The sequence below is a fragment of the Catenulispora rubra genome (assembly GCF_015356825.1).
In the GTDB taxonomy this organism is placed as follows: Bacteria; Actinomycetota; Actinomycetes; order Streptomycetales; family Catenulisporaceae; genus Catenulispora; species Catenulispora rubra.
Genome location: NZ_JAACYW010000159.1, coordinates 1 through 25,720 on the forward strand (window position 1 = coordinate 1; position 25,720 = coordinate 25,720).

The following is a 25,720-nucleotide window of genomic DNA, read 5'->3' on the forward strand; positions in this document are numbered from 1 at the left end:
CCCCGCATACCCTCCGGCCCCGAGCCCCTGGCCCACTTCGCGGGCCGGCTCGCGACCGGGCTGCGTGACGTCACCTCGGATCTGGCCGCCCTGGACTCCGCCGGTTTCTGGGCCGTCGTGGGCACCTATGAAGGCGACTGGACGCTCGCGCGCTTCGACAATGTCCGGGACGCTCCGCTCCCCCCGCCGGCAACGCCATGGACCGGCCCCGATCGCGGCGCCTGGATCTCCTCCATGGATCAGGACGCATACGTCGGCGCCGTCAAGGCCATCCGCGATGAGATCGCCGCAGGCGAGGTCTACCAAGTGAACCTCTGCCGAGTCCTCTCCGCGCCGATCACTCCGCAGGCCGAACCTCTCGCACTCGCGGCCCGCCTCCGTATAGGGAACCCCGCTCCGTACGCTGGCATGGTGGACATCCCAGGGACCCGCGTAGTGACCGCCTCCCCTGAGCTCTTCCTACGCCGCGAGAACCGAACCGTCACTTCGGAACCCATTAAGGGCACCGCACGTACTGCGGAGGAATTCCTCCCGAAGGACACCGCCGAGAACGTCATGATCGTCGACCTGGTCCGCAACGACCTGGCCCGGGTCGCCGAGATCGGCACGGTCGAAGTCCCCTCGCTGCTGCGCGTCGAGCCGCATCCCGGCCTCGTGCACCTGGTCTCCACCGTGACCGCCGAACTCACCCCCGACGCCGGCTGGCCCGAGCTGATCGCGGCGACCTTCCCCGCCGGCTCCATCACCGGGGCGCCGAAGAGCAGCGCCCTGCGCGTCATCGACGAGTTGGAGAACGCGCCGCGCGGGCCCTACTGCGGAGCCGTCGGTTGGGTGGACGCCGACCGCGGGGTCGGGGAGTTGGCCGTCGGTATCCGCACGTTCTGGTGGCAGGGCGACCGGCTGTGTTTCGGCACCGGCGCCGGGATCACATGGGGATCGGATCCACAGGGAGAATGGGACGAGACCGAGCTGAAAGCCGCACGACTGCTGGCCATCGCGTCCGGTCCGCAACCGAACCCACCGACGAACCAAGAGTCAGACCCACAGCGAGACCCACAAGCAGCCACACAGCCAGACCCGCAGTCGAACCCGTACTGAAGGAGACTTGTGAGCCATGAGCACTGACAAAGTCTGGGTCGACTCCGGCCTCGTCGACGCCGCCACCCCGCACATCTCGGTCTTCGACCACGGCTTCACCGTCGGCGACGGCGTGTTCGAGGCGGTCAAGGCGGTCGGCGGACGCCCCTTCGCCCTCACCCGGCACCTGCAGCGGCTGGCCCGTTCGGCCGACGGCCTCGGGCTGCCCCCGGTGGACGTCGACGCCGTCCGGCACGCCGTGACCGAGACCCTGCTCGCCAACGACGTGCCGCCGCTGGCCCGCATCCGGATCACCTACTCCGCGGGCATCGCCCCGCTCGGCTCCGAGCGCGGCGACCACGGCCCCACGCTCGTGGTGGCGGTCGGCGCGAGCCGGGCCCGCACCGAGAGCACGGCGATCGCCACTGTGCCCTGGCCGCGCAACGAACGCGGAGCCCTGGCGGGCATCAAGTCGACCTCATACGCCGAGAACGCTAAAGCGTTGGCACACGCACAGCGCGCCGGAGCCACCGAAGCGGTGTTCGCCGACACCACCGGACGCCTGTGCGAGGGCACCGGTAGCAACATCTTCGTTGTCCGCGACGGCCGCATCCTCACTCCGACCCTGGACACCGGCTGCCTGGCCGGCGTCACCCGGGCCCTGGTGCTGAAGTGGGTGCCCGGCGCCGAGGAGACGGACCTGCCGGTGGAGACCCTGCTGGACGCCGACGAGATCTTCCTGACGTCGACGCTGCGCGACGTACAGGGCGTGCACCGCGCGGACGGCCGCGACCTCGCCGCGCCGGGGCCGGTCACCAAGGGCGCCATGGCCGTGTTCGCCGAGCGCTCCGCCGAGGACCACGACCCGGAGTGACCGTGCCCGGGAAATAACCACGCCCCAGGAGCGACCATGCCCCGAGGCGATCACGACGCAGAGTGACCGCGCCCCGGACTGACCGGACCCGGCGCGACGACAGTGCCGGAAACGGAACGCCCCCGCCGATGGTGATCGCATCGGCGGGGGCGGTTCGGTTCCGGGCTGCGCGCCTGAGGTCGTGCCTCAGCAGTTGACTCAGTGAGTGCCTTGGTCGGCGCCTCAGTTGTCGGCGAACAGGTGCACGAGCTCGGCGTCCAAGTCGTAGAAGCGGTGCTCGAGACCGGGCGGGACGGCGGTGTTGGTGCGCTTGAGGAAGCTCTCCAGAGCCCGCGCGGGGGCCTCCAGGAGCGCCTCACCCTCCGGCGAACTGAGCGCCAGACACACGATCGCCTGCCCGCGGCTTCGCGAGGGCCACACCCGCACGTCGCCGGTACCGGTGGGGCGGCGCAGCCCCTCGGCCAGCAACTCCCGGGCGAAGACCCAGTCCACGGTGTCCTGCCCGCCGGTGTGGAACGTGGCGTGCACGGCGTAAGGGTCGGCGGTGTCGTAGCGCAGGCCCGCGGGGACCGGCAGCGAGGAGTCGCCGGAGATGACGAGACGCAGCTGCAGCTCACAGGTGACCGATGAGCTCATGGCGGTCGGCCTTTCGCTAGGAGTGCGCCGAGGCGGGCGGTCCCGAACTCAGCGGTTCACACCCCCGCGTTCCATGTGGTCCGCGTCGAGGGGCGCGAAGGAGGAATGCCACGGTCCGGTGGTCGGTAAACCCGTGTGCCCGGTATACGGCGATGTGCGTAGGCCATCAGGTCGAGGACAAGACCTTGACGTGCGCGAGCAGCGCCCCGGTGACCGGCGGCGCAATCCCCCGAATCGGGACAGAACCCACCGTATACCACCAGTGACACAGTGTGACGAATTCCACGCCTTTCCGGCGCGTCGCCGACCCTTACCCGCAACACCGCGACCCCCACCGAAAGGGGTGCGCGCGGCACCCTCGGGATGCGGTAAGGTTACGGACGTCGGAACGGCCCTGGAGGGGCACGCGACGATGAGGCACGGGCGATTAGCTCAGCGGGAGAGCACTGCCTTCACACGGCAGGGGTCACTGGTTCGATCCCAGTATCGCCCACCCGAAAAGTGGCCGCCATCTCAGATGAGGTGGCGGTTTTCTCGTTGCCGCACATTGGTCGCACACTTGTCGCGCACCGGTCGCACGTCGAGCGATTCGCATGTTCAGAGAACAGAGAACCCCGTCACCGCACTCCCCGCGGACGGAACTGAACACTGATCCGGGGCCCCAGAGGCCGCGCCGACTTCGGCACCGCGTGCTCCCATGTCCGCTGGCAGCTGCCGCCCATCACCAGCAGGTCGCCGTGGCCGATCTCGTGGCGCAGCGGTGGGGTGCCGCCGCCGCGGGGCCGCAGGGCCAGGGTTCGCGGGGTGCCGAGGGACAGGATCGCGACCATCGTGTCCTCGGACGAGCCGCGGCCGATGGTGTCGCCGTGCCAGGCGACGCTGTCGCGGCCGTCGCGGTAGAGGCACAGGCCGGCTGTGGTGAAGGGTTCGCCGAGTTCGGGGGCGTAGTGGTGGTCGAGGGTTGCGCGCGCCTCGGTGAGCAGGGGATCGGGGAGGTCTTCGCCGTCGCCGTAGAAGCAGAGCAGGCGGGGGACGGCTACCACGCGTTCGTACATCATGCGGCGTTCGGCGCGCCAGGGCACCGTTTCCATCAGGCGGGCGAACAGGTCGTCCGCTCCGGTGAGCCAGCCTCGGCGTAGATCCACCCAGGCGCCTTCGGTCAGCGGCACGCGCTCCACTGTGGCGCCGAGGGCGCCGACGGACTCCGGCGTGTCGACGTCGAGGAGGGATCCCTGGAACCAGGCGTCGTCGAACATGTGTGCAATTCTAAGCGGAGCCGCTGACAGGGCCGCTATCGTCAAGACGCACACATCGCACGCCACCCCAACGTCACCAGCACTTCAGGAGTCACGCCGCATGAGCGCCACGCTCGTCGCCAAGGAACTCACAGCCGGCCACGGCGACCGCGTCCTGTTCTCCGGCCTGGACCTCGTGGTCTCCCCCGGCGACGTGGTCGGGCTGGTCGGGGTGAACGGCGCCGGCAAGTCCACGCTGCTGCGCCTGCTCGCCGGGCTCGACCGGCCGGAGCACGGCGGCGTCCAGCTCAGTCCGCCGAGCGCGACGATCGGCCATCTGCCGCAGGAGCCCGAGCGGCGGCCCGAGGAGACGGTCCGACAGTTCCTGGCCCGGCGCACCGGCGTGACCGCCGCACAGGAGGCGCTGGACGCCGCCACGGCCGGTCTGGTGGAGAGCGCCCCCGGCGCCGACGACGCGTACTCCGAGAGCCTGGAGCGCTGGCTGAGCCTCGGCGGCGCCGACCTCGACGAGCGCGCCGAGGCCGTGGCCGCCGACCTCGGGCTGGCCGTGGACCTGGACCAGGCGATGACCTCGCTGTCCGGCGGGCAGGCCGCGCGCGCCGGCCTGGCCTCGCTGCTGCTGAGCCGCTACGACGTCTTCCTGCTCGACGAGCCGACCAACGACCTGGACCTGGACGGCCTGGAGCGCCTGGAGCGCTTCGTCGGCGGCCTGCGCGCCCCGGTGGTCCTGATCAGCCACGACCGCGAGTTCCTCGCGCGCACCGTGAACCGCATCATCGAGCTCGACCTCGTGCAGCAGCTGATCCGGCAGATCGGCGGCGGCTATGAGGACTTCCTGCGGGAGCGGGAGGTCGAGCGGCAGCACGCGCGCGAGGAGTACGAGGAGTACGCCGACACCAAGGCGGGTCTAGAAGCGCGCGCACATATGCAGCGCAACTGGCTGGAGAAGGGCGTCAAGAACGCTCTGAAGAAGCGGCCGGACAACGACAAGATCCTGGCGAAGGCGCGCGCAGAGGGAACCGAGAAGCAAGCGGCGAAGGCCCGCCAGACCGAGAAGCGCATCGAGCGTCTGGAAGTCGTGGACGAGCCCCGCAAGGAGTGGGAACTGCGGATGACGATCGCCGCCGCGCCCCGTTCCGGCGCCGTGGTGGCAACGCTAAGAGATGGCATCGTACGTCGCGGGGACTTCACTCTGGGCCCGGTGAACCTGCAGATCGACTGGGCCGAGAAGGTCGCGATCACCGGCGCGAACGGCTCCGGCAAGACCACGCTGCTGGCCGCCCTGCTCGGCCGCATCCCGCTGGACGAGGGCAGCGCCGCTCTGGGCCCCGGCGTGGTGGTCGGCGAGGTCGACCAAGCCCGTGGGCTCTTCCTCGGCGAGCAGGCCCTGCTGCGGGCGTTCGAGGAGCAGGTGCCGGACATCGAGCCGGCCGAGATCCGCACCCTGCTGGCGAAGTTCGGGCTGAAGGCCGAGCACGTCCTGCGCTCCGCCGCGACGCTCTCCCCCGGCGAGCGCACGCGCGCCGCGCTGGCCCTGCTCCAGGCCAGGGGCGTGAACCTGCTGGTCCTGGACGAGCCGACGAACCATCTGGACCTGGCCGCGATCGAGCAGTTGGAGGCGGCGCTGGCGAACTACCCGGGGACGCTGCTGCTGGTAACGCACGACCGGCGGATGCTGGAGGCCGTGCAGACCACGCGGCGGCTGAGTGTGGACGCCGGCAAGGTCACCGAAGTCTAGAAATCTCTGTAGGCAGCTCTGTAGGCAGCTCTATAAGCGCTGACGTGACCTCTTCCCTACCAGGGGAAGAGGTCACAAGCGATCAGGCGATCAGGCGACCGCCGCCGCCTTCCGCCCCAACGCGAAGAAGTCCGCAACCTCTTCGACGGTCTTTCCCAAAGGCTGCCCCGCCCCGAACGGCGCGTTCCAGAACGCCCCTGTGTGGGGCCTAAAGGGCCCGACGTACATATACGGCTCGTCCAGGAAGTCATCGCCAAGAGATACGCCGTAGTTGACCTCATCGAGGCTCACGGCGACATCGAAGTGCTCCGGCCACAGCACCGGCGTCAGCTGCGGAGCGAACCGGCGCAGGCTCTGGTCGCCGAGATCCAGCGCGGCCAGGAGCGTCCGGGCGGTGCGCGGGTCCAGGACGGGACGGTCCGACGGCAGCGCGCCGGAGCCGTGCTCGTACAGTCCCTCGGGAGCGCCGGCGACCACGCCGAGCCGGGAGCCGATCTCGGCGTAGGTGGCGCCGCGCACCTCCACCGCCGCGTCGTGCGTCCGCACCTTCAGGTGGTCGGCGCGCAGGTCAGGCGCCGCTATCGTGGCGATCGCGCCGGGCAGGACCCGGAGCCTGATCGTGCCGTGCTGACGGTACTGCGGGCCGGCGAGCAGCAACTCGGCTATCCCGTGCAGGGAGGCCCTGGTCGTCTGGTCGGAACCCATCGCGTGCTCCCATCCGCCGGCGGCGTGGCCCCAGCGATAACCAGAAGAAGTAAAGCCCGCCGCCACCCTATCCTTGAACTGCCATGGACTCTCAGCTCAAGACGGCTCCGCTCGCCGAGCTCACCGCTCGCCTCGCGGAGCTGACGCCGCATGACCGCCGCCGTTTGTCGCGCCGCATCGACGGTGCCCGCCGCATCCGCAACCCGCAGGCCCTGCAGGCGGTGGCGGCGGAGATCGAGGCCGAGATCCAGGCCGCCTCGGGGCGGGCACAGGCCCGCCGGGCGAGCATCCCGAAGATCACGTATCCGGAGAACCTGCCGGTCAGCGCCCGCAAGGACGACATCGCCGCGGCGATCCGGGACCACCAGGTCGTGGTGATCGCTGGCGAGACCGGGTCCGGCAAGACCACCCAGATCCCGAAGATCTGCCTGGAGCTGGGCCGCGGGGTCGCAGGGCTGATCGGGCACACCCAGCCGCGCCGCCTGGCCGCGCGCACCGTGGCCGAGCGCATCGCCGAGGAGCTGGGGCAGCCGCTGGGCGAGTCCGTCGGCTACAAGGTCCGCTTCACCGACCACTCCAGCGACAACACGCTGGTCAAGCTGATGACCGACGGCATCCTGCTGGCCGAGATCCAGCAGGACCGGACGCTGAGCCGCTACGACACGATCATCATCGACGAGGCGCACGAGCGGTCGCTGAACATCGACTTCCTGCTCGGCTATCTCAAGAACCTGCTGCCGCGCCGCCCCGACCTGAAGCTGATCATCACTTCGGCGACCATCGACCCGGAGCGCTTCGCCCGGCACTTCGCGGACCGGGACGGCAAAGACGCCCCGATCGTTGAGGTCTCTGGACGCACCTATCCGGTAGAGGTCCGCTATAGGCCGCTCCTCCTGGACGACCCCGACGCGGACGGCGACGCCGAGGACCGCGACCAGATCCAGGCGATCAGCGACGCCGTGGACGAACTCGGCCGAGAAGGCCACGGCGACATACTCGTGTTCCTGTCTGGAGAGCGCGAGATCCGCGATACCGCAGACGCCCTTAAGAAGCGCAACCTCCGCACCACGGAGATCGTCCCCCTTTACGCGCGCCTCAGTACTGCCGAGCAGCACAAGGTCTTCGAACCCCACGCCGGGCGCCGCGTCGTCCTCGCGACCAACGTCGCAGAGACCAGCCTCACCGTCCCGGGCATCCGCTACGTGATCGACCCGGGCACCGCGCGCATCTCCCGCTACAGCAACCGCACCAAGGTGCAGCGCCTCCCGATCGAGCCGGTGTCGCAGGCCTCGTCGAACCAGCGCAAGGGCCGCTGCGGCCGCACCAGCGACGGTATCTGCATCCGCCTGTACGCCGAGGACGACTTCCTGTCCCGCCCGGAGTTCACCGAGCCGGAGATCCTGCGCACCTCCCTGGCCTCCGTCATCCTGCAGATGAGCGCGCTGGGCCTCGGCGACGTCGCCGCCTTCCCGTTCCTGGACCCGCCGGACGCGCGCAACATCCGCGACGGCGTGAACCTGCTCCACGAGCTCGGCGCGCTGGACCCGGAGGAGCAGGACCACCGCAAGCGCCTGACCCCGGTCGGCCGCAAGCTCGCGCAGCTCCCGGTGGACCCGAAGCTCGGCCGCATGGTCCTGGAGGCGGACCGCAACGGCGCGCTGAAGGAAATAATGATCATCGCCGCCGCGCTGTCCATCCAGGACCCGCGCGAGCGCCCCGCGGACAAGCAGCAGGCCGCCGCCGAGAAGCACGCGCGCTTCAAGGAACAGGGCTCGGACTTCCTGGCGTGGCTGAAGCTGTGGGACTACATCAAGGAGAAACAGAAGGAGCTCTCCTCGAACCAGTTCCGCAAGCTCTGTAAAGCCGAGTTCCTGCACTATCTGCGCATCCGCGAGTGGCAGGACGTGCACAGCCAGCTGAAGCAGATCGCCAAGCAGCTGGAGCTCACCCCGAACAGCACCGAGGCCGGCCCCGACCAGATCCACATCAGCTTGCTGAGCGGACTGCTGTCCCACATCGGCCTGAAAGACACAGAGTCCTTCGAATACATCGGCGCACGCAGTGCGAAGTTCGCCATCTCCCCCGGCTCTGTCCTCTTTAAGAAGTCGCCGCAATGGGTCATGGCGGCGGAACTGGTGGAGACGAGCCGCCTGTGGGGTCGCGTAGTCGCCACCATCAAGCCGGAATGGGCAGAGCCTCTGGCGCAGCACCTGGTGAAGCGCACCTATAGCGAACCCCATTGGGAGAAGTCCGCAGGCGCCGTCATGGCGTTCGAGAAGGTGACGCTCTACGGGATCCCTCTGGTCGCCTCCCGCAAGGTGAACTACGGCAGCATCGACCCCGAGGTGTCACGCGAGCTGTTCATCCGGAACGCACTGGTCGAGGGCGACTGGCAGACGCACCACAAGTTCTTCTCCGAGAACCGCAAGCTGCTCGCCGAAGTAGAGGAACTGGAGAACCGCGCACGCCGCCGCGACATCCTGGTCGACGACGAGACGCTGTTCGTCTTCTACGACGACCGCGTACCGGCGGACGTCGTATCCGCGCGGCACTTCGACTCCTGGTGGAAGAAGACCAGCCACGAACAGCCGGACCTGCTGAGCTTCGAGAAGTCGATGCTCATCAACGACGGCGCGGGCGCCGTGGTCGAGCAGGACTACCCGGACTCCTGGCGGCAGGGCCGCATGAAGTTCCGGCTGACCTACCAGTTCGAGCCGGGCGCGGACGCCGACGGCGTCACCGTGCACATCCCGCTGGCGGTCCTCAACCAGGTCTCCACCGACGGCTTCGACTGGCTCATCCCGGGCCTGCGCGAGGAGCTGCTGACCGCGCTCATCAAGGCGATGCCCAAGCAGCTGCGGGTGAACTTCGTGCCGGCGCCGAACTTCGCCCGGGCGCTGCGCCGGAGCCTGATCCCCAACGACGGTCCGCTGCTGGACGCGATCGCCCGCGAGCTGCGTGCCGTCTCCGGGCACCGGGTCGAGCCGACGGACTTCGACCTGCAGCGGCTTCCCGAGCACCTGAAGATGACCTTCCGGATCATCGACGACAAGGACCGCAAGCTCGCCGAGGGCAAGGACCTGGAGGCGCTGAAGCTCCAGCTGAAGGTCAAGACCCGCGACGTCATCAACGACGCCGCCGACGGCCTGGCCCGCGAGGGGCTGAAGACCTGGAGCGTCGGCACGCTGGCCAGGACGTTCGAACAGAAGCGGCGCGGGCTGACGATGAAGGCCTACCCGGCGCTGGCCGACGCCGGCGACAGCGTCGCCGTGCGGCTCTACGACACCGCAGAGGACCAGCGCCGCGCGATGGCCGCGGGCACCCGCCGGATGCTGCTGCTGAACGTCAACTCGCCGATCAAGTACATCAACGGCCGGCTGAGCAACCCGGCGAAGCTGGCGCTGAGCCACAACCCCTACGGCAACGCCCTGGCGCTGCTCGAGGACTGCGTCGCCTGCGCCGCGGACCACCTGATCGCCGTGAACGGCGGCCCGGCCTGGGACGAGACGGGATATCAGAAGCTGTTCGACGCGGTCCGCGCCGACCTGGCCGACACCTCGATGCAGGTGGTGCACGACGTCGAGCGCGTCCTGTCGGTCTCGCACGAGGTGGAGCGCAGGCTCAAGGACACCACCAGCCGCTCCCTGCTGACCGCCCTGGCCGACATCCGCGACCAGCTCAGCGGGCTGATCCACAAGGGCTTCGTGGCCGAGACCGGCTTCGACCAGCTCCCGCACCTGGTCCGCTACCTGCGGGCCATCGACCGGCGCCTGGAGAAACTTCCGGACAACCCGAACCAGGACCAGCTCCTGATGTTCCAGATCCACGACGTCCGCGACGAGTACCAACTGCTGCTGGACCGGCTGCCCGCCGGCCGGCGCGGCGACCCGGACGTGCGGCGTGTCCGGTGGATGATCGAAGAACTGCGGGTCAGCCTGTTCGCCCAGCAACTCGGGACGCCGGAGACGGTGTCCGCGAAGCGGATCTATCGCGCCATCGACGCGGTCGAAGGCTGACAAGACCCGCGCCGGGCTCAACGTCCTCCTCCATTCGTCGTATCAACACTCGTGCAGCGTCGGTAGAATCCGGCGCCATGAGCTCTGCCGCCGGGACACCTTGGTCCAACCCCGTCACCCCCGCCCCCGCCAGTGACAGCGCCGCGGACCCCGCGAACCGAATAGACACCTCGAAGCCGCACCCGGCGCGGATCTACGACTACTGGATCGGCGGCAAGCAGAACTTCCCGGCGGACCGCGAGGTCGCCGAGAAGATCGCCGAGGCGGTGCCGATCATCTCCACCCTGGCGCGGGCCAATCGGGCGTTCCTGGGGCGGGCTGTGAAGTACGCGGCCGAGCAGGGGGTGAAGCAGTTCCTGGACATCGGCGCGGGGCTGCCGGCCGCCGGGAACACGCACGAGGTGGCACAGTCCGTGCACGCCGACGCCGCGGTGGTCTACGTCGACAACGACCCGCTGGTCACCGTGCACGGCCGGGCCCTGCTGGCGGACGAGGCGCGCACCCGGGTCTTCGAAGGCGACCTGCGGGACCCGAAGGCGATCCTGACGCACCCGGACGTCACCGCGCTCATCGACTTCGAGCGGCCGGTCGCGCTGCTGATGGTCGCGGTGCTGCACTTCTTCCCGGACGCCAACGACCCGGCCGGCGTGCTCGCCGCCCTGACCGAGAACCTGGCCCCCGGCAGCTTCCTGGTCATCTCGCACGCCGGCTCCGACCTGCTGCCGGCCGACCAGGAGAAGCTGCAGGTCTACCAGAAGGCGGCCGAGGGCGCGGCCCGCGACCACGCGCAGATCACCTCCTTCTTCGAGGGCTTCGACCTGATCGACCCCGGCCTGGTGCGGCTTCCCGCCTGGCGGCCGACCGGGGAGCTGCCGGCCGATATCGACCAGTACTGGATGTACGCCGGTGTCGGCCGGAAGCGGTGATAACCCCTAACAGGGTTCAGAGCTTTACGTCGTCTTACTGTCCCGACTGTCCCGGAACGCCCCGCCCTGGGCCCGGCACCGGGTCCGGGCGCACCGCGCAGACCTGCGACATCTCGCATGTCACAGGCACTTCACGGTTGCGGATCCGCGTTGCAGCGCGGGGGGCCGAGCCGAAATGATGGGCCCGTGTCCCAGCAACCGGAACAGGCCGCACCGCTGACCCTGCAGATCCTTCCCGACGGGAACGAGCGGGTCTTCGACGGGACCCGCCGGGTCGTCATCGGCCGCGACCCCAACCAGGCCGACGTGATCGTCGCCGAGCCGCGGGCGTCCCGGGTCCACGCCACGCTCTATCTTCAGGGCGGCGCGTGGGTCCTGGAGGACTCGTCGAGTCAGGGCACGTTCGTGCAGAACACCCGCCTGACGCAGCCGATGCCGCTGCCGGGCCCGGTGGTGGTGCGGCTCGGACACCCGGTGGACGGCCAGGAGGTGCGCCTGGTGCCCGGAGGGCAGCGGCCCAGCCTGCCGCCGCCCGGGTTCCAGCAGGGCGGCGCCCAGACTGCGCAGCCCGGTCCCGCGCCTCAGCCCGGGTACCAGGGACAGCAAGGACAGCAGGGACACCAGGGACAGCCGTATACGGGTCCGCAGGGACAGCCCGGACAGGTTGGTCAGCCGGGGCAGCTTGGCCAGCCAGGACAGCATCCGCAGCCCACACCTCAGGGACCTGCGCCAGGCGCTCCGGTATTCACTCCCATGGGCGCTCCCCATGCAGCCGCGCATATAGGCGGTGCACCTGTAGGCAGCGCTCCTATAGGTGGCGCCCCTTCACAGCAGCCTTGGGCACAACAGCCCGGCGCCGTCGCGCAGGCCGTTCCGTACGTCCCCCAACAGAACCCCGGGCAGCAGCCGCAGCAGCCACGCCTCGGTGAGTACACCGGCGTCTATCAGACCTCCAACACGCTGCGAATAGGCCGCGACGCCGCCAACGACGTCGTCCTGCACGACCTGCAGGCCTCCCGCTTCCACGCGGAGTTGCAGTTCAAGGGCGGACGCTTCGAGATCGTCGACAAGGGCAGCCACAACGGCACCTACCTGAACGGCATGCGCATCAACCGCGCAGAGGTCCGCGAAGGCGCGATCATCGCTATAGCGCGGCACCTACTGCGCTTCCACAACGGCGTGCTCCAGGAGTTCGTCGACACCGGCGGGATCACCTTCTCCGCGGCGAACCTCGGCGTGCTGGCCGGACCCAAGGTCCTGCTGGACAACGTGAGCTTCGCCCTGGAGGGCGGCGACTTCCTGGCCGTGCTCGGCCCGACCGGCGCCGGCAAGTCCACGCTGATGAAGGCTCTGACGGGCAACCGTCCCGCAGACCGTGGCGCGGTCTTCTATAACGGACGCGATCTCTATGCGAACTACGCAGAGCTCCGCAACCGCGTCGGCTATGTGCCGCAGGACGACATCCTGCACCCGCAGCTGAAGGTCCGCGACGCCCTGCGCTACGCCGCGCAGCTGCGCTTCCCGCCGGACGTCCCGGCAGCCGAGCGCAACGCCCGCGTCGACGAGGTCATGACCGAGCTCGGCCTGACCGAGCGCGCGGGCCTGGCCGTGGAGAAGCTCTCCGGAGGCCAGCGGAAGCGCACCTCAGTAGCGATCGAACTGCTGACCCGGCCCAGCCTGCTGATCCTGGACGAGCCGACCTCCGGCCTGGACCCGGGCTACGAGAAGTCCGTGATGGACCTGCTGCGCAGGCTCGCCGACGGCGGCCGCACGGTCATCACGGTGACGCACAGCATCCAGAGCCTGGACCGCTGCGACCGCATCCTGTTCCTGGCGCCCGGCGGACAGACCGCGTTCTTCGGCCCTCCGCCGGAGACTCTGCAGTTCTTCAGCAGAAGCACCTACGCAGAGGTGTTCCAGGACCTGGACCGCGCCGCGCCCGGCTTCGCGCAACAGGCCTTCGCCGGCTCCCCGGCGGACCAGCAGTACGTCCAGGCTCCGCTGGGCGCACAGCTGAACAAAGTGAACGGCACGGCCAACGCACAGCAGGCCGCGGTCCCGGCGGCGAACCCACACTGGGGCCACCAGCTGGCCACCCTGTTCAAGCGGTTCAGCTCGGTGGTGTGGGCCGACAAGCGCAACACCGCGATGCTGTTCATGCAGGCGCCGATCCTGGGTCTGCTGATGCTCGCGGTGCTGGGCTCCCACGACCTGTCCACGACCGACCCGGTCGCGGCCCGCAAGGCCGGCTCGGTCCTGCTGGCGCTGGTGCTCGGCGCGACCTACCTCGGCGCCTCCAACTCGATCCGCGAGATCGTGAAGGAGAAACCGATCCTCACCCGGGAAAGAGCGATCGGGCTTTCGCCATCGGCGTATGTGCTGTCGAAGGCGATCCTGCTGGGCCTGCTGACCATCGCCCAAGCTGCGGTCCTGGTGTTCCTGGGCATCGTGCGCCAGGGCGGGCCCGGCGACGGCTCGGTGTTCTCCTCCGGTCAGCTCGAACTGTTCGTGGACGTCGCCCTGGCCGGCCTGGCCGCGATGGCCCTGGGCCTGCTGATCTCCGCGTTCGTGTCCAACGCCGACAAGGCGCTGACCATCCTGCCGGTCATCCTGTTCGCCGAGTTCCTGTTCACCGGCTCGGCCTTCCCGGTCAACAAGACCCCGGGTCTGGCGCAGGCCAGCTACCTGGCCTCGGCAAAATGGGGCTACTCGGCGGCCGCCTCCACGGCGAACGCCGACGTGCTCCTGGGCACCGGCTGCAACGACTCCTCGCCGCGCGGTCCGCTGCCCGGCGCCAAGTGCGACGCGACGCAGGCCCACAAGGCCGGTACCTGGTACGGCGACATCGCCGCGCTCACCGCGCTGACCGTGGTGTGCGTCGCCGGGGCGTGGATGGCGATCCGGCCGGTGGGCCAGCCGAAGCAGAAGTAGCGCTGCAGTACTGGAGAACTCTGGAGAGCCGAAGCTAGAGAGCCAGCGCTGAATAACCGGCGCTGAAGAACCGGCACTGGAAAGCTGGCATGACTGCTGATACGACAATGGTGCGCTTCCCGCAGAATCGGGGTGCGCACCATTCAGTTCGCTTCGCGGTGGGGAGTTCCTATGAGGGAGGCCGACCTAAGCCGCCCCGACAGTACTCTCGAACTCCCAGTACCTGTTCGCCCGCAAGGGCAGCTCGACCCGTACCGTCTTCCCGCCGCCGTCCGGATCGGCTGGCACCTCGGTGCGTCCACCGACCTCCGCGGTCAGGTCGCGCACCAGCTGCAGGCCCCAGCCGCCGCTGTCGTCCGGATGCGGACTGAGCAGGGCCTTCGGCCGATGCGGATGACGATCGTGGACGGCCACCGTCAGGCAGCCGTACTCCAGCGCCAACGTCACCTCGGCCTGGCGGCACAACAGCGCCGCGTGCTTGGCGGTGTTGGTGACGAGCTCGCTGATGATCACGATGGCCGAGTCGACCATCGTCTCCTCCAGGTCCAGGCCCCAGTCCACGAAGACCTCGCGGGCCACCCGGCGTGCCGCCGAGGCCCCCTCGGACTTCGTGGGCACCGCGAAGGTGATCCGGTAGCCGCTCTTCGGCTCCCGCCCGACCCCGAGCACTTCCATCACCTCTCACGTTGTGGCGCGCTACGTTCCGTTTCGGAACGGCTCCCCCGCCGTCGGTACAGTTGCCCTGCTGTCCGTGCCTTGGCAGTCATGCCCCATGCACAACAGGTCTACTCCTGCGGATGCACGTTCATTTGGAGGTTTCCTTTGTACAGCGAGCGCGCTCTGGTCGACCGGTTCGCTCTCGACGACCTGCTCACGGCCTACGCGGTGGCGATCGACACCGACCAAGTGACCGAACTCACACGGTTGTCGACGGAGGACGCGGTTTTCGACTACCTGTCCAGCGGCGGTCCCCGCGGTTCCGTGGAGGACGCACAGCAGTGGCTGGAGAAGTCCCTGACCCAGGTCCCGGTGCGGGCGCACCTCATAGTGAACCGGCGCTTCGACATCAACGGGGACAGCGCCTGCGCCGAGGCGCACTTCTTCAACCCGATGTCGGTACGGATCCCGGGGCAGAAGGGCGACATGTGGAACCCCGGCGGGGGCTACTACTCCGTCACCTTCCGCCGCACCGGTAAGGGATGGCGCATTTCAGAGCTCGTCATGCTCCAGACGTGGCGGGTCGCCGTCGCTGTGCACACCACCGGTAAGGCGGGCGGCGGGCACCACGCTTCCTGAGGGCACCGGGGTCGCGGCGGGCAGCTCGACGTCGGAGGCGGCGTCGGCCGACGCGCCGCGCGGCGCGTCCGTCAGGATTTCAACGCGTGCTGGTCGGCGCCCGCCCTTTCTTCCCCCTTTGCCTTCACCGCCGAATGGATGAAGGCCGCCACGATCATCGAGGTGCCGGCCAGCGAGGCCAGCCAGTCCGGCACGTCCGGGCCGATCTCCACCAGCAGCAGCACCGCCAGCACGCCGATCGAGTAGTACGCGCCGTGTTCGAGGTAGACGTAGCGGTCCAGCGCCTTCTTGCGGACCAGGAACACCGTCAGGCTGCGGACGTACGCGGCGCCGATGCCCAGGCCGATGGTGAACAGCGCGATGTCGACGGTGACCGAGAAGCCGCCCATGACGCTGTCGAAGGAGAAGGTGGCGTCCAGGACTTCCAGATAGATGAACAGCATCAGGGCCTGGCGGCCCTGCGGTGGTCGCGCGTCGGCCTCCTCGGCCAGCGCCTCGCTGCGGTCCGCCGCGGCGTCGGAGAGCCGTTTGATGGTGAAGTAGGTGACCAGCCCCAGACCGCCGGCCACCGGGACGCCCACTGGATGGTCGGTGGCGAAGGTCCGGGCGGCGATCAGCAGGAAGAGGGCGACACCGACCACCTGGAACGCCTCCAGCGCCAGCGGCTTGAACCGCTCGCCGATCGCCGCCAGGCGCCGTTCGAAGAACGGCAGCCAGATCTGGTCGTGGCCGCTGAGGAAGAAGTCCATGAAGATCATCAGCAGGAAGACCCCGCCGAACGCCGCGATCAGCGGCTGCACGCCGAGGATCTCGTGGGCGTACCCGTTCGGATCACTGACCGATCTGCTCAGCACGTGCAGCGGATCCTGCCGGGTGGCGGCCACCAGGACCACCATCGGGATGATCAACCGCATCCCGAACACCGCGATCAGGACGCCCACCGTGAGGAAGATGCGCTGCCACCGGGCGTCGAACCGGCGCAGCACCGTCGCGTTCACCACCGCGTTGTCGAAGGACAGCGCCACTTCCAACACGGCCAGCATCGCGACGACGGTGGCCGATTGGATCCCCCCGAGCCACAACGCGAGCACTAATCCCAGCAGCGTCGCGCCGTAGGCGACGCCGAAGTCCCGTCCGCGCATGTCAACGGCCCTTTCTGCAAAGCACGCAGCCGTCCGGGAACGCCGGAAGCCGACCGCGCCATCGTGATCGGGCCCGCCTGACGCGCACCCACCGCCTGTACTTAGGATGCCCTACTCAGACTTCTAATACACGACGAGGGTTGCCCCAAAGGGCTCTCGTCCGGCAGCGCGCTCCCACTGGTCGGGCGGCGAACCGGCGCCGGCTTCGGAAGATCCCTAAACATCGCCCTTCTCGGGCACGCTCCGCCAAGCGCGTCGTCACGGACGGGATTCACACGCCTTCTCCGGGGAACTTGTCGCCTGGGGTACTCCTCGGCGCAACCGATTGTTCGACAGCCGCCGCCACGCTGATCAGCGGACCGGGGATCCTCGGGCTGTCAATGGGTTCCCGATTCAAGCACTTGATCAGAGGGGTGGGGTTTTGGCCGCGTTGGACGGGGCGTCGCAGAACGCTGACGCGATACCGGTGGTGACAAGGGGTGGAGGCGTCAGACGCCGGTCCGCCTTCAGGTCCCGCGACCACGGATTGGCCTGGTTGTTCCTCGTGCCGTCGCTCGCGGTGTTCGGGATGTTCATCCTGTATCCGCTCGTGGAGTCGTTCGTCCTGAGCACCCACGGCAGCGACATCTTCGGGAACTCCTCGCGCTTCGTCGGGTTGAAGCACTTCCGCGACATGTTCTCGGACTCCGGGTTCTACAAGGTCCTCGGCACCACCGCGCTGTTCACGGTGATGACCGTGCTCCCCGGCGTCCTGGGCGCGCTGGGGCTGGTGCTCCTGATGGAGTCACGGATCCGCGGCATCCGGATCTTCCGCAGCGCGTTCGCCCTGCCCTTCGCCTTCTCCGCGGCGAGCGCCTCGGTGATCTTCGCGGTGATCTACAACCCCGCGGTCGGCATCGCGAACGGGATGCTCGCGCACTTCGGTACCAAGCCGGTGGGCTGGCTGACCGACCCCAAGTGGGTGCTGCTGTCCGTGGTGGTCGTGCAGGTGTGGATGACGCTCGGGTACAACGTGCTCGTGCTGTCCGCCGGCGTGGCGGCGATCCCCGGCGACATCATCGAGGCGGCGCGCCTGGACGGTGCCACCGGCTGGCGGCTGAACCGCTCCATCATGGTGCCGCTGCTGTCGCCGCAGCTGTTCTTCCTCACCGTGGTCTCGACCATCAACTCCCTCCAGGCGTTCACCGCCATCCGGATCCTGGCTCCGGAGGGCGGCCCCGAGGGCAAGGCGATGACGCTGGTCTACGCCATCTACAACAAGGGCTTCGAGAACGGCAACAGCGACCTCGGCACGGCCAGCGCCTACGCCATCGTGCTGCTGTTCATCGTGCTGGTACTCACCACGATCCAGTTCGGGGTGCTGGAGCGGAAGGTGTTCTACCGGTGAGCGCGCTCGTGAAGGACCGCATAGCGAAGGTCCTGGTCTATCTGGTCCTCACCATCGCGGCGCTCGCTGTGGTGTTCCCGGTCTACTACGCGCTGGCCGGCAGCATCATGCCGACCCGCGACCTGATCAAGGCCCCGCCGGCGCTGGTCCCCTCCGGGATCCACCCCGGGAACTTCGTGGACGTCTTCCACGCGATCCCGCTGGGCCGCCAGTACCTGAACAGCGTGGTCGTGGCCGGGATCATCACGGTCGCGCAGGTGGTGACCTCCCTGCTGGCCGCGTACGCGTTCGTCTTCCTGCCGATGAAGTGGCGCAAGGCGGTGTTCGGGCTCTTCCTGGCGACGTTGATGATCCCCTGGGAGGCGATCATCATCCCCAACTACAAGACGATCTCGAACGCGCATCTGGCGAACACCTACTTCGCGCTGGTGCTGCCGTTCCTGGCCTCCGCGTTCGGCACGTTCATGCTGCGGCAGTCGTTCCTGCAGTTCCCGATGGAGCTGCGCGACGCGGCCGAGATCGACGGCTCGGGGCACTGGCGGTTCCTGTGGCGGATCGTGGTGCCGGTGTCGCGGCCGACCATCGCCGCGATCGCCGTGTACTCGTTCCTGTCGGCCTGGAACCAGTACTTCTGGCCGCTGCTGGTGACCGACGACCCCAAGATGCAGACGCTGCAGCTCGGGATGTCGCAGCTGAACAACTCCGAGTCCGCCGACCCGCGGCTGATCCTGGCCGGCGTCGCCTGCTCGGTGCTGCCGACGCTGCTGCTGGTGGTGTTCGGCCAGAAGTTCATCGTCAAGGGCCTGACCAGCGGAGCCGTCAAGTAGCCGGTTCGCAGTCACCTCTGCGCGTCACCACACACATCGCACCATCTCATCATCGCCACCTTCCACCACATCCACGTCCACAGGGGAGAAACCCAATGAGGAGAACACTCGGCACGCGCTCGCTGCGTGTGGCCGCCGGCCTGCTGGCCGCCGGAGTCGCTTTGTCGGCCTGCAGCTCGTCGTCGTCGAAGGGCGGCTCGTCCGCCGGCGGCGGCGTCCCGGGCGCCGACGCGCTCACCAACGCCAAGGGCGTGGTGAACCTGACGTTCTGGCACAGCATGCAGGGCACCAACCAGAAGGCCGTCACCGCGATCGTCGACGCCTTCAACGCCAAGTACCAGGGCAAGATCCACGTCACGGACAGCTACCAGGGCTCGTACGACGACGCGATCGCCAAGTACAAGACGGCAGTGTCCTCGCACACCACGCCGTCGATCATGCAGGTCTACGACGTCGGCACCCGGTTCATGGTGGACTCCAAGCAGGCCGTGCCGGTCGCGGACCTCGCGGCCAAGGACGGCTACTCGCTGGCGGACCTGCAGCCGAACATCGCCAACTACTACACGGTCGGCGGCAAGCTGGAGTCGATGCCGTTCAACTCCTCGATGCCGCTGCTGTACATCAACGTCGAGGCGTTCAAGAAGGCCGGGCTGGACCCGTCGAACCCGCCGAAGACCCTGGACGAGCTGGCCGCCGACGCGCAGAAGCTGACAGTCAAGGACTCCAGCGGCAAGACCACGCAGTACGGCTTCGGCGCCGCCGACTACGGCTGGTTCGTCGAGCAGCTGGCCGCCGAGTCCGGCTCGCTGTACTGCGACAACGGCAACGGCCGCACCGCCCCGGCGACCAAGCTGAACATCACCTCCGGCGCGCCGCTCACCTACACCAACTGGTGGGCCGGGCTGGTCAAGAGCGGCGACGCGCTGAACACCGGTCGGCCGACCGCGGACGCGCAGGCCGCGTTCAAGGCCGGCAAGGTGGCGATGAACCTGGAGTCCACCGGCGTGCTCGGCGGGTACGTGGCCGCCGGCTCGAAGGCGTCCTCGCCGTTCACCGTGGCCACCGCGCCCTTCCCGAAGGTCTCGGCCTCCGACACCGGCGGCCCGATCATCGGCGGCGCCTCGCTGTGGATCGACCGGGTCGGACACTCCGACGCCGAGGTCCGCGCGTCGTGGGAGTTCGCGAAGTTCGCCTCCTCGGCGCAGCAGCAGGCCGCCTGGCACCAGGCGACCGGCTACTTCCCGGTCAGCGTCTCGGCGCTGCAGGACCCGACCGACGTCGCCTACCGGCAGGCGCACCCGCAGTTCCAGACCGCGATCGACGAGCTGAAGGCCACCCAGCCGAGCGCCCCGACCGCGGGCTGCCTTCTCGGCGTGATGCCGCAGGCGCGGGCCGACCTGGAGCAGGCGATGCTGTCGGTGGCGACCACCGGTACGTCGGCGGACTCGGCGCTGTCCGACGCCTCGACGAAGATCTCGAAGCTGATCAGCGACTACAACTCGGCGGTGAGCGGCTGACCTCCGCCCCGGGGTGAGCCCGGCAGGTCGGCAGGACCTGCCCGCTGAGATCGGGAAGCGCAGTCATAAAATGGCTGCGCTTCCCGTCCTTTTCGGGGCGGAACCACCACGCACGTCGATATGAGCAGGGGCCAGGACCCATGGTGACGCCAGCCTTGACGGCCGTTCCGATGCCCGCTCCGCTGGGCGGGGCCCAGGTGGGCTCGGCGTGGCGGCTGAACCCTTACGTCGGGGCGATCCTGGTGGTCCTCGCGGCGCTCTACGTGACCGGGACGGTCGTGGCGCGGCGCCGTGGCGCGCGCTGGCCGGTGCTTCGCACCGTGGCCTTCGTCATCGGGCTGGCGCTGTTCGGGTGGACGACGATGTCGTTCCTGGCGGTTTACCAGCAGGTGATGTTCTGGCCGCGGGCCGTGCAGATCATCACCCTGCTCATGGTGGTGCCGATGTTCCTGGCGCTGGGGATGCCGCTGACGCTGGCGATCGAGGGCGGCCCGCGGTGGCTGGCCGGCGCGGTGCGGCGGGTGCTGGCGACGCGGATCGCGGCCCTGCTGACCTTTCCGGCCGTGGTGTCGATCGTGTTCCTAGTGACGCCGTTCACCGTCTACTTCTCGCCGATCTACGAGGACACGCTGCGCTCGCGCGGCGCGGCGTGGGTGCTGAGCTTCGCGCTGAGCGCGCTCGGGTTCTTCTACTACTGGACGCGGCTGCGCCTGGACCCGGTGCCGAAGGAGTACCCGCACCTGGTGTCGGTGTGGATCACGTTCGCGGAGGCGATCGCCGACGGCGCGCTGGGCCTGACGCTGATGCTGGGGCACCACCTGGTGGCCGGGGACTGGTACACGGCGCTGAACCGGCCCGGCGGGCTGTCGCCGCAGCAGGACCAGGTGTGGGGCGGCGGGGCGCTGTGGCTGATCGGGGACCTGGCCGGGGTGCCGTTCCTCGGGGCGCTGTGGCGGCGGATGTTCGACGAGGACCGTGACCGGGCCGCCGAGATGGACGCGGAGTTGGACGCGTTGGAGGCCGAGGGCTCGATCGTCTATGGGACCGCTTCGACGGCCGCCGTTGCTGGCGCCGGCGCTGACGCGGGCAGCGGGACCGGTGCCGGTGTTGGTATCGGTGTCGAGACGGATGACGTAGACGCGTCCACGCCGGCGTCTATTTCTCATACTTCTCCGGCCACCGTCGGCGCGGCTGCCGGCGGCGAGGACGCGAAGCGGACCCGCCCCTGGTGGGAGACCGATCCGGTGCTCGGCCGACGGATGGGATTCCTCGACGAGGAGTGACCGAGCGGGACCGGTGTCACCCGTTCGGCCTCGTCTGATCACCGCAGACTGATCTCAGCATGATGACGGATGTCCGGTTTGTGGATATCCGGGAGAGTTGTCCTCACCACCGGGAACCGCGCCGACGCCCCGTCGCCGGACCGGATGGTCACCGATCACGACGATCTGGAGGACACCATGATTCGCACGACTTCGACCACATCCCGCACCCGCCGCTACTCGGGGGCGGTGGTCGCGGCCGCAGCAGCCGCGATGGTGCTGACGCCGGGGGTGGCTTTCGCCGCCGGGCAGCCTGCGGGGCCGGGTTCCGAGCACTCCGGGAGTACGGCCGGCAGTCACAGCAGTGGACGCTCGGGACACACGACCGGGCACTCCGGACACTCGACCGGACACTCTGCTGGACACTCGACCGGGCATTCGGCCGGGCGCAGCGGCACGGGTCACTCGACCTCGCGCTCGCCGGGGCACAGCAGCACGGGCCACTCGGCGTCGCGCGCGACCGGACATGCCAGCGGCAGTCGCTCCGGCGGGCATGCGGCCGGACATAGCAGCACCGGCTCCGCGACCGCTGCCGCTCACGGCACCAGGGCCGGTGCGAGCACGTCCGGCAGTTCCGACAGTCCGCAGAGTTCCGGCTCCAAGACGTCCTCGGCATCCTCCGCGGCGCCTTCCGAGACAGTCACCAAGCTGTCCGCATCCGCCGGCGACGGCATCGTGACCATGTCGGCCCGGGTGTCGCCGGCGCATCGCGCGAGCGGCGCCTCGGCGGCCACCGGCAGCGTGACGTTCACCGTCGACGACGCTTCCTCCGGCCCGATCCCGCTGTCCGGCGGCCGGGCGATGGTGCAGGCCGAGCTCGGTCCGGGCCGGCACACCGCCTCCGCGAAGTACAGCGGTGACGCCGAGCACGCCCCGAGCGAGTCCGGGCCGGTGAGCGTGACGGCGGGTTGAGCGGGGCTGCGGCCCGGCTACGCGTCGAAGGACAGCCCGCCGCTCGCGACGCAGGTACGCCCGTCGTACTCCTTCGCCGCCGCGTCGAGGTGCTCCCCCGGCTCTGAGCCCGGCCACAGGTGCGTCAGCACCAGCCTGCCCACACCCGCTTCCGAAGCCTGCCGTGCCGCCTGCCGGGCGGTCGACAGGTAGGGGGCATCGCCCACGGCCATCACTTCCGGATACGTGGCCTCGGCGATGAGTGCGTCCGCACCCCGCGCCAACTCGACGAGCGCGGGGTGCGGACCACCGTCCCCGGTGTAGACGACGGCGTGACCGCCGGCCGCGACCCGCACCGCCGCGTTGGGTACCCAGTGCGGCAGGAGCGCGGTGCGCAGGTCGAACGGTCCGACCGAGAACGACGCCCCCGGCTCGAAGTCGTGGCAGGCCACCGCGGCGTCGAGCATCCCCGGCCGGTCCAGGGCCAGCACGGCGTTCAGGGCACCGTGCGGCGCGAAGACGGGCAGGGGGTCGGGGTCGGCGCCGCCCAGTGCCCGAGCCCGAAGCAAAGGATTGAGATCAGCGCAGTGGTCGGGATGGCCGTGGCTGATGTAGACGGCGTCCAGCCGCTCCGCCGGCATCAGCTCCAGCAGCCGCGGCAGTACCGCGTAGCCCGCGTCGACCAGAAGGGAGAACCCGTCATGAGTTAGCAGGAACCCGCTGCACGCGGCGCCCGCCACCGGCCACGCCCCGCTGCCACCCAGCACCGTCACCCGCATGCGTCGATGATGCCGCGTGCCGGCGCGCGACGCGACGGTACCGACGGTACCGACAGGACTGACGGGAGCGACGGGACCGACAAGAGCAACGGGAGCACCGTCACCGACCGCACCGACCTCACCGCCTAGGCGCGTACATGATGATCGCCATGCCCACCAGGCAGACCGCCGCGCCGATGACGTCGAAGCGGTCCGGCCGGTAGCCGTCGGCCACCCAGGCCCACAGCAGCGAGCCCGCCACAAACACCCCGCCGTAGGCGGCCAGGACCCGCCCGAAATCCGAGGAGGGCTGCAACGTCGCGACGAACCCGTACAACGCCAGACTCACCGCCCCGCACGCCGTCCACCCCCAGCCGCGGTGCTCCCGGACGCCCTGCCAGATCAGCCACGCGCCGCCGATCTCCAGGACCGCCGCGACCACGAACAATGCGATGGACCGTGCGACCGTCACTGCACCCGACCTCCCGGCTCAGGCGCTCCCCGCGGACCGCCACCGCGCGCCAGCTTAGGGCGTGGTGATACCGCGAGGCCGTACCGTACCGATCGATACCACCGCAAAAGCAGTTGCCAGATACCACTTCCGGAGTTGCCACGACCGATCCACAACCGATCCACGACTGACTCACGGCCGGCCCACAACTGGCCCATGACTGGCCCATGACTGGCCCATGACTGGCCCACAACCAATATCGACACCAGTCAAAAATCCGCAAAGATGTTCACGCCGAGGCGTCGTTCTAACCTTCAGCCGCTATCGTGTGGCGGCAGCCCGGACCCACCCCACGGCGGGCTCCGAGCGCCGTCCCCGCACCACCGACCCACGGAGAGCCGATGGCCGTGAGCAGCCGCCGATCGAGGTCTGCGCAGGAGAGCTCCGGCCGGGGCGGGTCCGGTCACGGACACCCCCACGGGAACTCGCACGGGCACTCGCACGGCCACGGCCCGGCTACCCCGGCCTCCACCCGGCTGCGGACCCTGATCACCGCGCTGCTGCTGCCGGTGGCCGCGGCGGCGGTGGCCGGGCTCGTGCTCCTGTGGCCGTCGGCGGCGAAGTCGCCGATCCCGCCGCAGGTGTGGGTGCAGGGCACGGTGACGGCCTCGACGCTGGTGCAGCCCGGGCCGAACGGCGGCACCGCGCCGCCGGCCGGCGGCGGCACCACCACCACGTCGCCGAGCGGGCTGGACACCACCAACGACCAGCTGACCGTGCAGATCACCAGCGGGCCCACCAAGGGCACGAGCGCGACGGTGACCGTGGGCGTGGACCCGAGCACCCCCAAGTACTCGGTCGGCGACGGCCTGGTCCTCACCTACGACAAGAGCCAGCCGGCGGACGGCCAGTACAGCATCAAGGACTTCCAGCGCGGGCCGCCGCTGATGAGCCTGGCGATCGCGTTCGCGCTGTTCGTCCTGGTGGTCGGGCGCTGGCGCGGGGCCGGGGCGATCGCGGCGCTGGCCGTGTCGTTCGGGGTGCTCGTGAAGTTCACGCTGCCGGCCATCGTCGGCGGGGAGAACTCGATCGAGGTCGCGGCGGTCACCGCGGGCGTCATCCTGTTCGCGGCGCTGTACGCGACGCACGGGGTGTCGGTACGGACATCCGTGGCCGTCCTGGGTACGGCGATCAGTCTGGCGCTGATCGGCGGGCTCGGGGAAGCCGGCACGAAGCTGGCCCACCTGACGGGGCTCGGCGACGACAACGCCGCGACCGTCGCAGGCTACTTCCACAAGGTCGACGTCCAAGGGCTGCTGCTGGCCGGCATCATCATCGGCGCGCTCGGCGTGCTCAACGACGTCACCGCGACGCAGGTGTCCTCGGTCTGGGAGCTGAAGGCCGCGGACCCGACGATGGGCGCCGCCGAGCTGTTCCGCGTCGGCATGCGGATCGGCCGGGACCACATCGGCTCCACGGTGAACACCCTGGTGCTGGCGTACGCGGGCGGCAGCCTCCCGCTGTTCGTCCTGATGACCACGTCCAGCCAGGGCTGGAGCGGTGCGGCGGGCGCCGAGGTGGTGGCCGAGGAGATCGTGCGCACCCTGGTGGGCTCGATCGGCCTGGCCGCGGCGGTGCCGATCACCACCGCGCTGGCGGCGTACTTCGCCTCCGGCGAGGGCGGCCGGGAAGGTGGCCGCGAGGGCGGTCGCGAAGGCAGCCGCGGGAGCGGCCACGACGACGAGGCACAGAGCTCGCGCCCGACGTACCCGGACCTGCGCGAGCGCCGCGGCGGTCGGCGCAGCGTGATCGACGACCTCGCCGAGGACGACGCGCTCGCCGAGGACACCCTTCCCGGCGCGCGGCGTGGCGGGGGACGTGCCACGCCGGTCGCGCGGATGCCCGAGAGCCGCCGGAGCGGCGAGTGGAACCTGGACGGGACGAGGGCTGGAAGCGGTGGGATCGGGGGC

Annotated in this window: 20 protein-coding genes and 1 tRNA gene; 14 read left to right on the top strand and 7 right to left on the bottom strand. The window is 69.4% G+C overall.

What is annotated here, in order from left to right; genetic code table 11:
- The first annotated feature begins 6 nt into the window (after positions 1-6).
- Entirely contained in the window at positions 7-1,098 is a 1,092-nt protein-coding gene (locus GWK61_RS33410; protein ID WP_369125633.1) for a chorismate-binding protein, read from the top strand.
- A gap of 16 nt (positions 1,099-1,114) precedes the next feature.
- The gene (locus GWK61_RS33415) at positions 1,115-1,951 is read left to right on the top strand and encodes an aminotransferase class IV (RefSeq protein ID WP_194915685.1); all 837 of its coding nucleotides are present in this window, start codon (positions 1,115-1,117) and stop codon (positions 1,949-1,951) included.
- A gap of 222 nt (positions 1,952-2,173) precedes the next feature.
- Here the strand turns inward: GWK61_RS33415 and GWK61_RS33420 are convergent, their stop codons facing one another.
- A complete protein-coding gene (locus GWK61_RS33420) occupies positions 2,174-2,587 on the bottom strand; it encodes an SsgA family sporulation/cell division regulator (protein ID WP_012786429.1) in 414 nt (137 codons plus the stop codon).
- Positions 2,588-3,008: 421 nt separating this feature from the next.
- Here GWK61_RS33420 and GWK61_RS33425 point away from each other — a divergent pair.
- A tRNA-Val gene (locus GWK61_RS33425) sits at positions 3,009-3,080 on the top strand.
- Between the two features lie 124 nt (positions 3,081-3,204).
- Here the strand turns inward: GWK61_RS33425 and GWK61_RS33430 are convergent.
- The gene (locus tag GWK61_RS33430) at positions 3,205-3,843 is read right to left on the bottom strand and encodes an alpha-ketoglutarate-dependent dioxygenase AlkB (RefSeq protein WP_194915686.1); all 639 of its coding nucleotides are present in this window, start codon (positions 3,841-3,843) and stop codon (positions 3,205-3,207) included.
- A 100-nt stretch (positions 3,844-3,943) separates the two neighbouring features.
- Here GWK61_RS33430 and GWK61_RS33435 point away from each other — a divergent pair, with 100 nt between their 5' ends.
- Positions 3,944-5,581, top strand: a complete 1,638-nt coding sequence (locus GWK61_RS33435; RefSeq protein ID WP_194915687.1) for an ABC-F family ATP-binding cassette domain-containing protein — start codon at positions 3,944-3,946, stop codon at positions 5,579-5,581.
- Between the two features lie 90 nt (positions 5,582-5,671).
- Here the strand turns inward: GWK61_RS33435 and GWK61_RS33440 are convergent, their stop codons facing one another.
- Positions 5,672-6,286: a hypothetical protein gene (locus GWK61_RS33440; RefSeq protein ID WP_194915688.1), complete on the bottom strand. Its 615-nt coding sequence runs from the start codon at positions 6,284-6,286 to the stop codon at positions 5,672-5,674.
- An 83-nt stretch (positions 6,287-6,369) separates the two neighbouring features.
- On the opposite strand from GWK61_RS33440, the gene hrpA reads away from it, so the two are divergent.
- The 3 genes from hrpA (at position 6,370) to GWK61_RS33455 (ending at position 14,159) form a co-directional block, all read left to right on the top strand.
- Positions 6,370-10,302, top strand: coding sequence for an ATP-dependent RNA helicase HrpA (hrpA, locus tag GWK61_RS33445; RefSeq protein ID WP_194915689.1), 3,933 nt, complete (start codon positions 6,370-6,372; stop codon positions 10,300-10,302).
- 77 nt (positions 10,303-10,379) lie between these two features.
- On the top strand, positions 10,380-11,228 hold the full coding sequence (locus tag GWK61_RS33450) for an SAM-dependent methyltransferase (protein ID WP_194915690.1): 849 nt from the start codon (positions 10,380-10,382) through the stop codon (positions 11,226-11,228).
- Between the two features lie 186 nt (positions 11,229-11,414).
- A complete protein-coding gene (locus GWK61_RS33455) occupies positions 11,415-14,159 on the top strand; it encodes an FHA domain-containing protein (protein ID WP_194915691.1) in 2,745 nt (914 codons plus the stop codon).
- 186 nt (positions 14,160-14,345) lie between these two features.
- On the opposite strand, the gene GWK61_RS33460 is transcribed toward GWK61_RS33455, so the two are convergent.
- Positions 14,346-14,834, bottom strand: coding sequence for an ATP-binding protein (locus GWK61_RS33460; RefSeq protein WP_194915692.1), 489 nt, complete (start codon positions 14,832-14,834; stop codon positions 14,346-14,348).
- A 147-nt stretch (positions 14,835-14,981) separates the two neighbouring features.
- Between GWK61_RS33460 and GWK61_RS33465 the strand changes: the two genes are divergently transcribed.
- Positions 14,982-15,455 (top strand): nuclear transport factor 2 family protein, encoded by a 474-nt coding sequence (locus GWK61_RS33465; RefSeq protein ID WP_194915693.1) that lies wholly within the window; start codon positions 14,982-14,984, stop codon positions 15,453-15,455.
- A gap of 71 nt (positions 15,456-15,526) precedes the next feature.
- Here GWK61_RS33465 and GWK61_RS33470 read toward each other — a convergent pair whose 3' ends face one another.
- Complete coding sequence (locus GWK61_RS33470; RefSeq protein ID WP_194915694.1) at positions 15,527-16,597, bottom strand: DUF475 domain-containing protein; 1,071 nt, start codon at positions 16,595-16,597, stop codon at positions 15,527-15,529.
- 544 nt (positions 16,598-17,141) lie between these two features.
- On the opposite strand from GWK61_RS33470, the gene GWK61_RS33475 reads away from it, so the two are divergent.
- The 5 genes from GWK61_RS33475 (at position 17,142) to GWK61_RS33495 (ending at position 22,562) form a co-directional block, all read left to right on the top strand.
- Positions 17,142-17,984, top strand: a complete 843-nt coding sequence (locus GWK61_RS33475; protein ID WP_323747870.1) for a carbohydrate ABC transporter permease — start codon at positions 17,142-17,144, stop codon at positions 17,982-17,984.
- Entirely contained in the window at positions 17,981-18,811 is an 831-nt protein-coding gene (locus GWK61_RS33480; RefSeq protein ID WP_194915695.1) for a carbohydrate ABC transporter permease, read from the top strand. Before GWK61_RS33475 ends, GWK61_RS33480 begins: the two co-directional genes overlap by 4 nt.
- Positions 18,812-18,906: 95 nt before the next feature.
- Positions 18,907-20,328, top strand: coding sequence for an ABC transporter substrate-binding protein (locus GWK61_RS33485; protein WP_194915696.1), 1,422 nt, complete (start codon positions 18,907-18,909; stop codon positions 20,326-20,328).
- Positions 20,329-20,498: 170 nt separating this feature from the next.
- On the top strand, positions 20,499-21,611 hold the full coding sequence (locus GWK61_RS33490) for a cytochrome c oxidase assembly protein (protein WP_194915697.1): 1,113 nt from the start codon (positions 20,499-20,501) through the stop codon (positions 21,609-21,611).
- Between the two features lie 69 nt (positions 21,612-21,680).
- Positions 21,681-22,562 (top strand): Ig-like domain-containing protein, encoded by an 882-nt coding sequence (locus tag GWK61_RS33495; RefSeq protein ID WP_194915698.1) that lies wholly within the window; start codon positions 21,681-21,683, stop codon positions 22,560-22,562.
- Positions 22,563-22,579: 17 nt separating this feature from the next.
- Here the strand turns inward: GWK61_RS33495 and GWK61_RS33500 are convergent, their stop codons facing one another.
- Positions 22,580-23,320, bottom strand: coding sequence for an MBL fold metallo-hydrolase (locus GWK61_RS33500; protein ID WP_194915699.1), 741 nt, complete (start codon positions 23,318-23,320; stop codon positions 22,580-22,582).
- Positions 23,321-23,438: 118 nt separating this feature from the next.
- On the bottom strand, positions 23,439-23,771 hold the full coding sequence (locus GWK61_RS33505) for a YnfA family protein (RefSeq protein WP_194915700.1): 333 nt from the start codon (positions 23,769-23,771) through the stop codon (positions 23,439-23,441).
- 380 nt (positions 23,772-24,151) lie between these two features.
- On the opposite strand from GWK61_RS33505, the gene GWK61_RS33510 reads away from it, so the two are divergent.
- Positions 24,152-25,720: YibE/F family protein (locus tag GWK61_RS33510; protein WP_194915701.1), on the top strand; the 1,569-nt coding region annotated here is incomplete at its 3' end.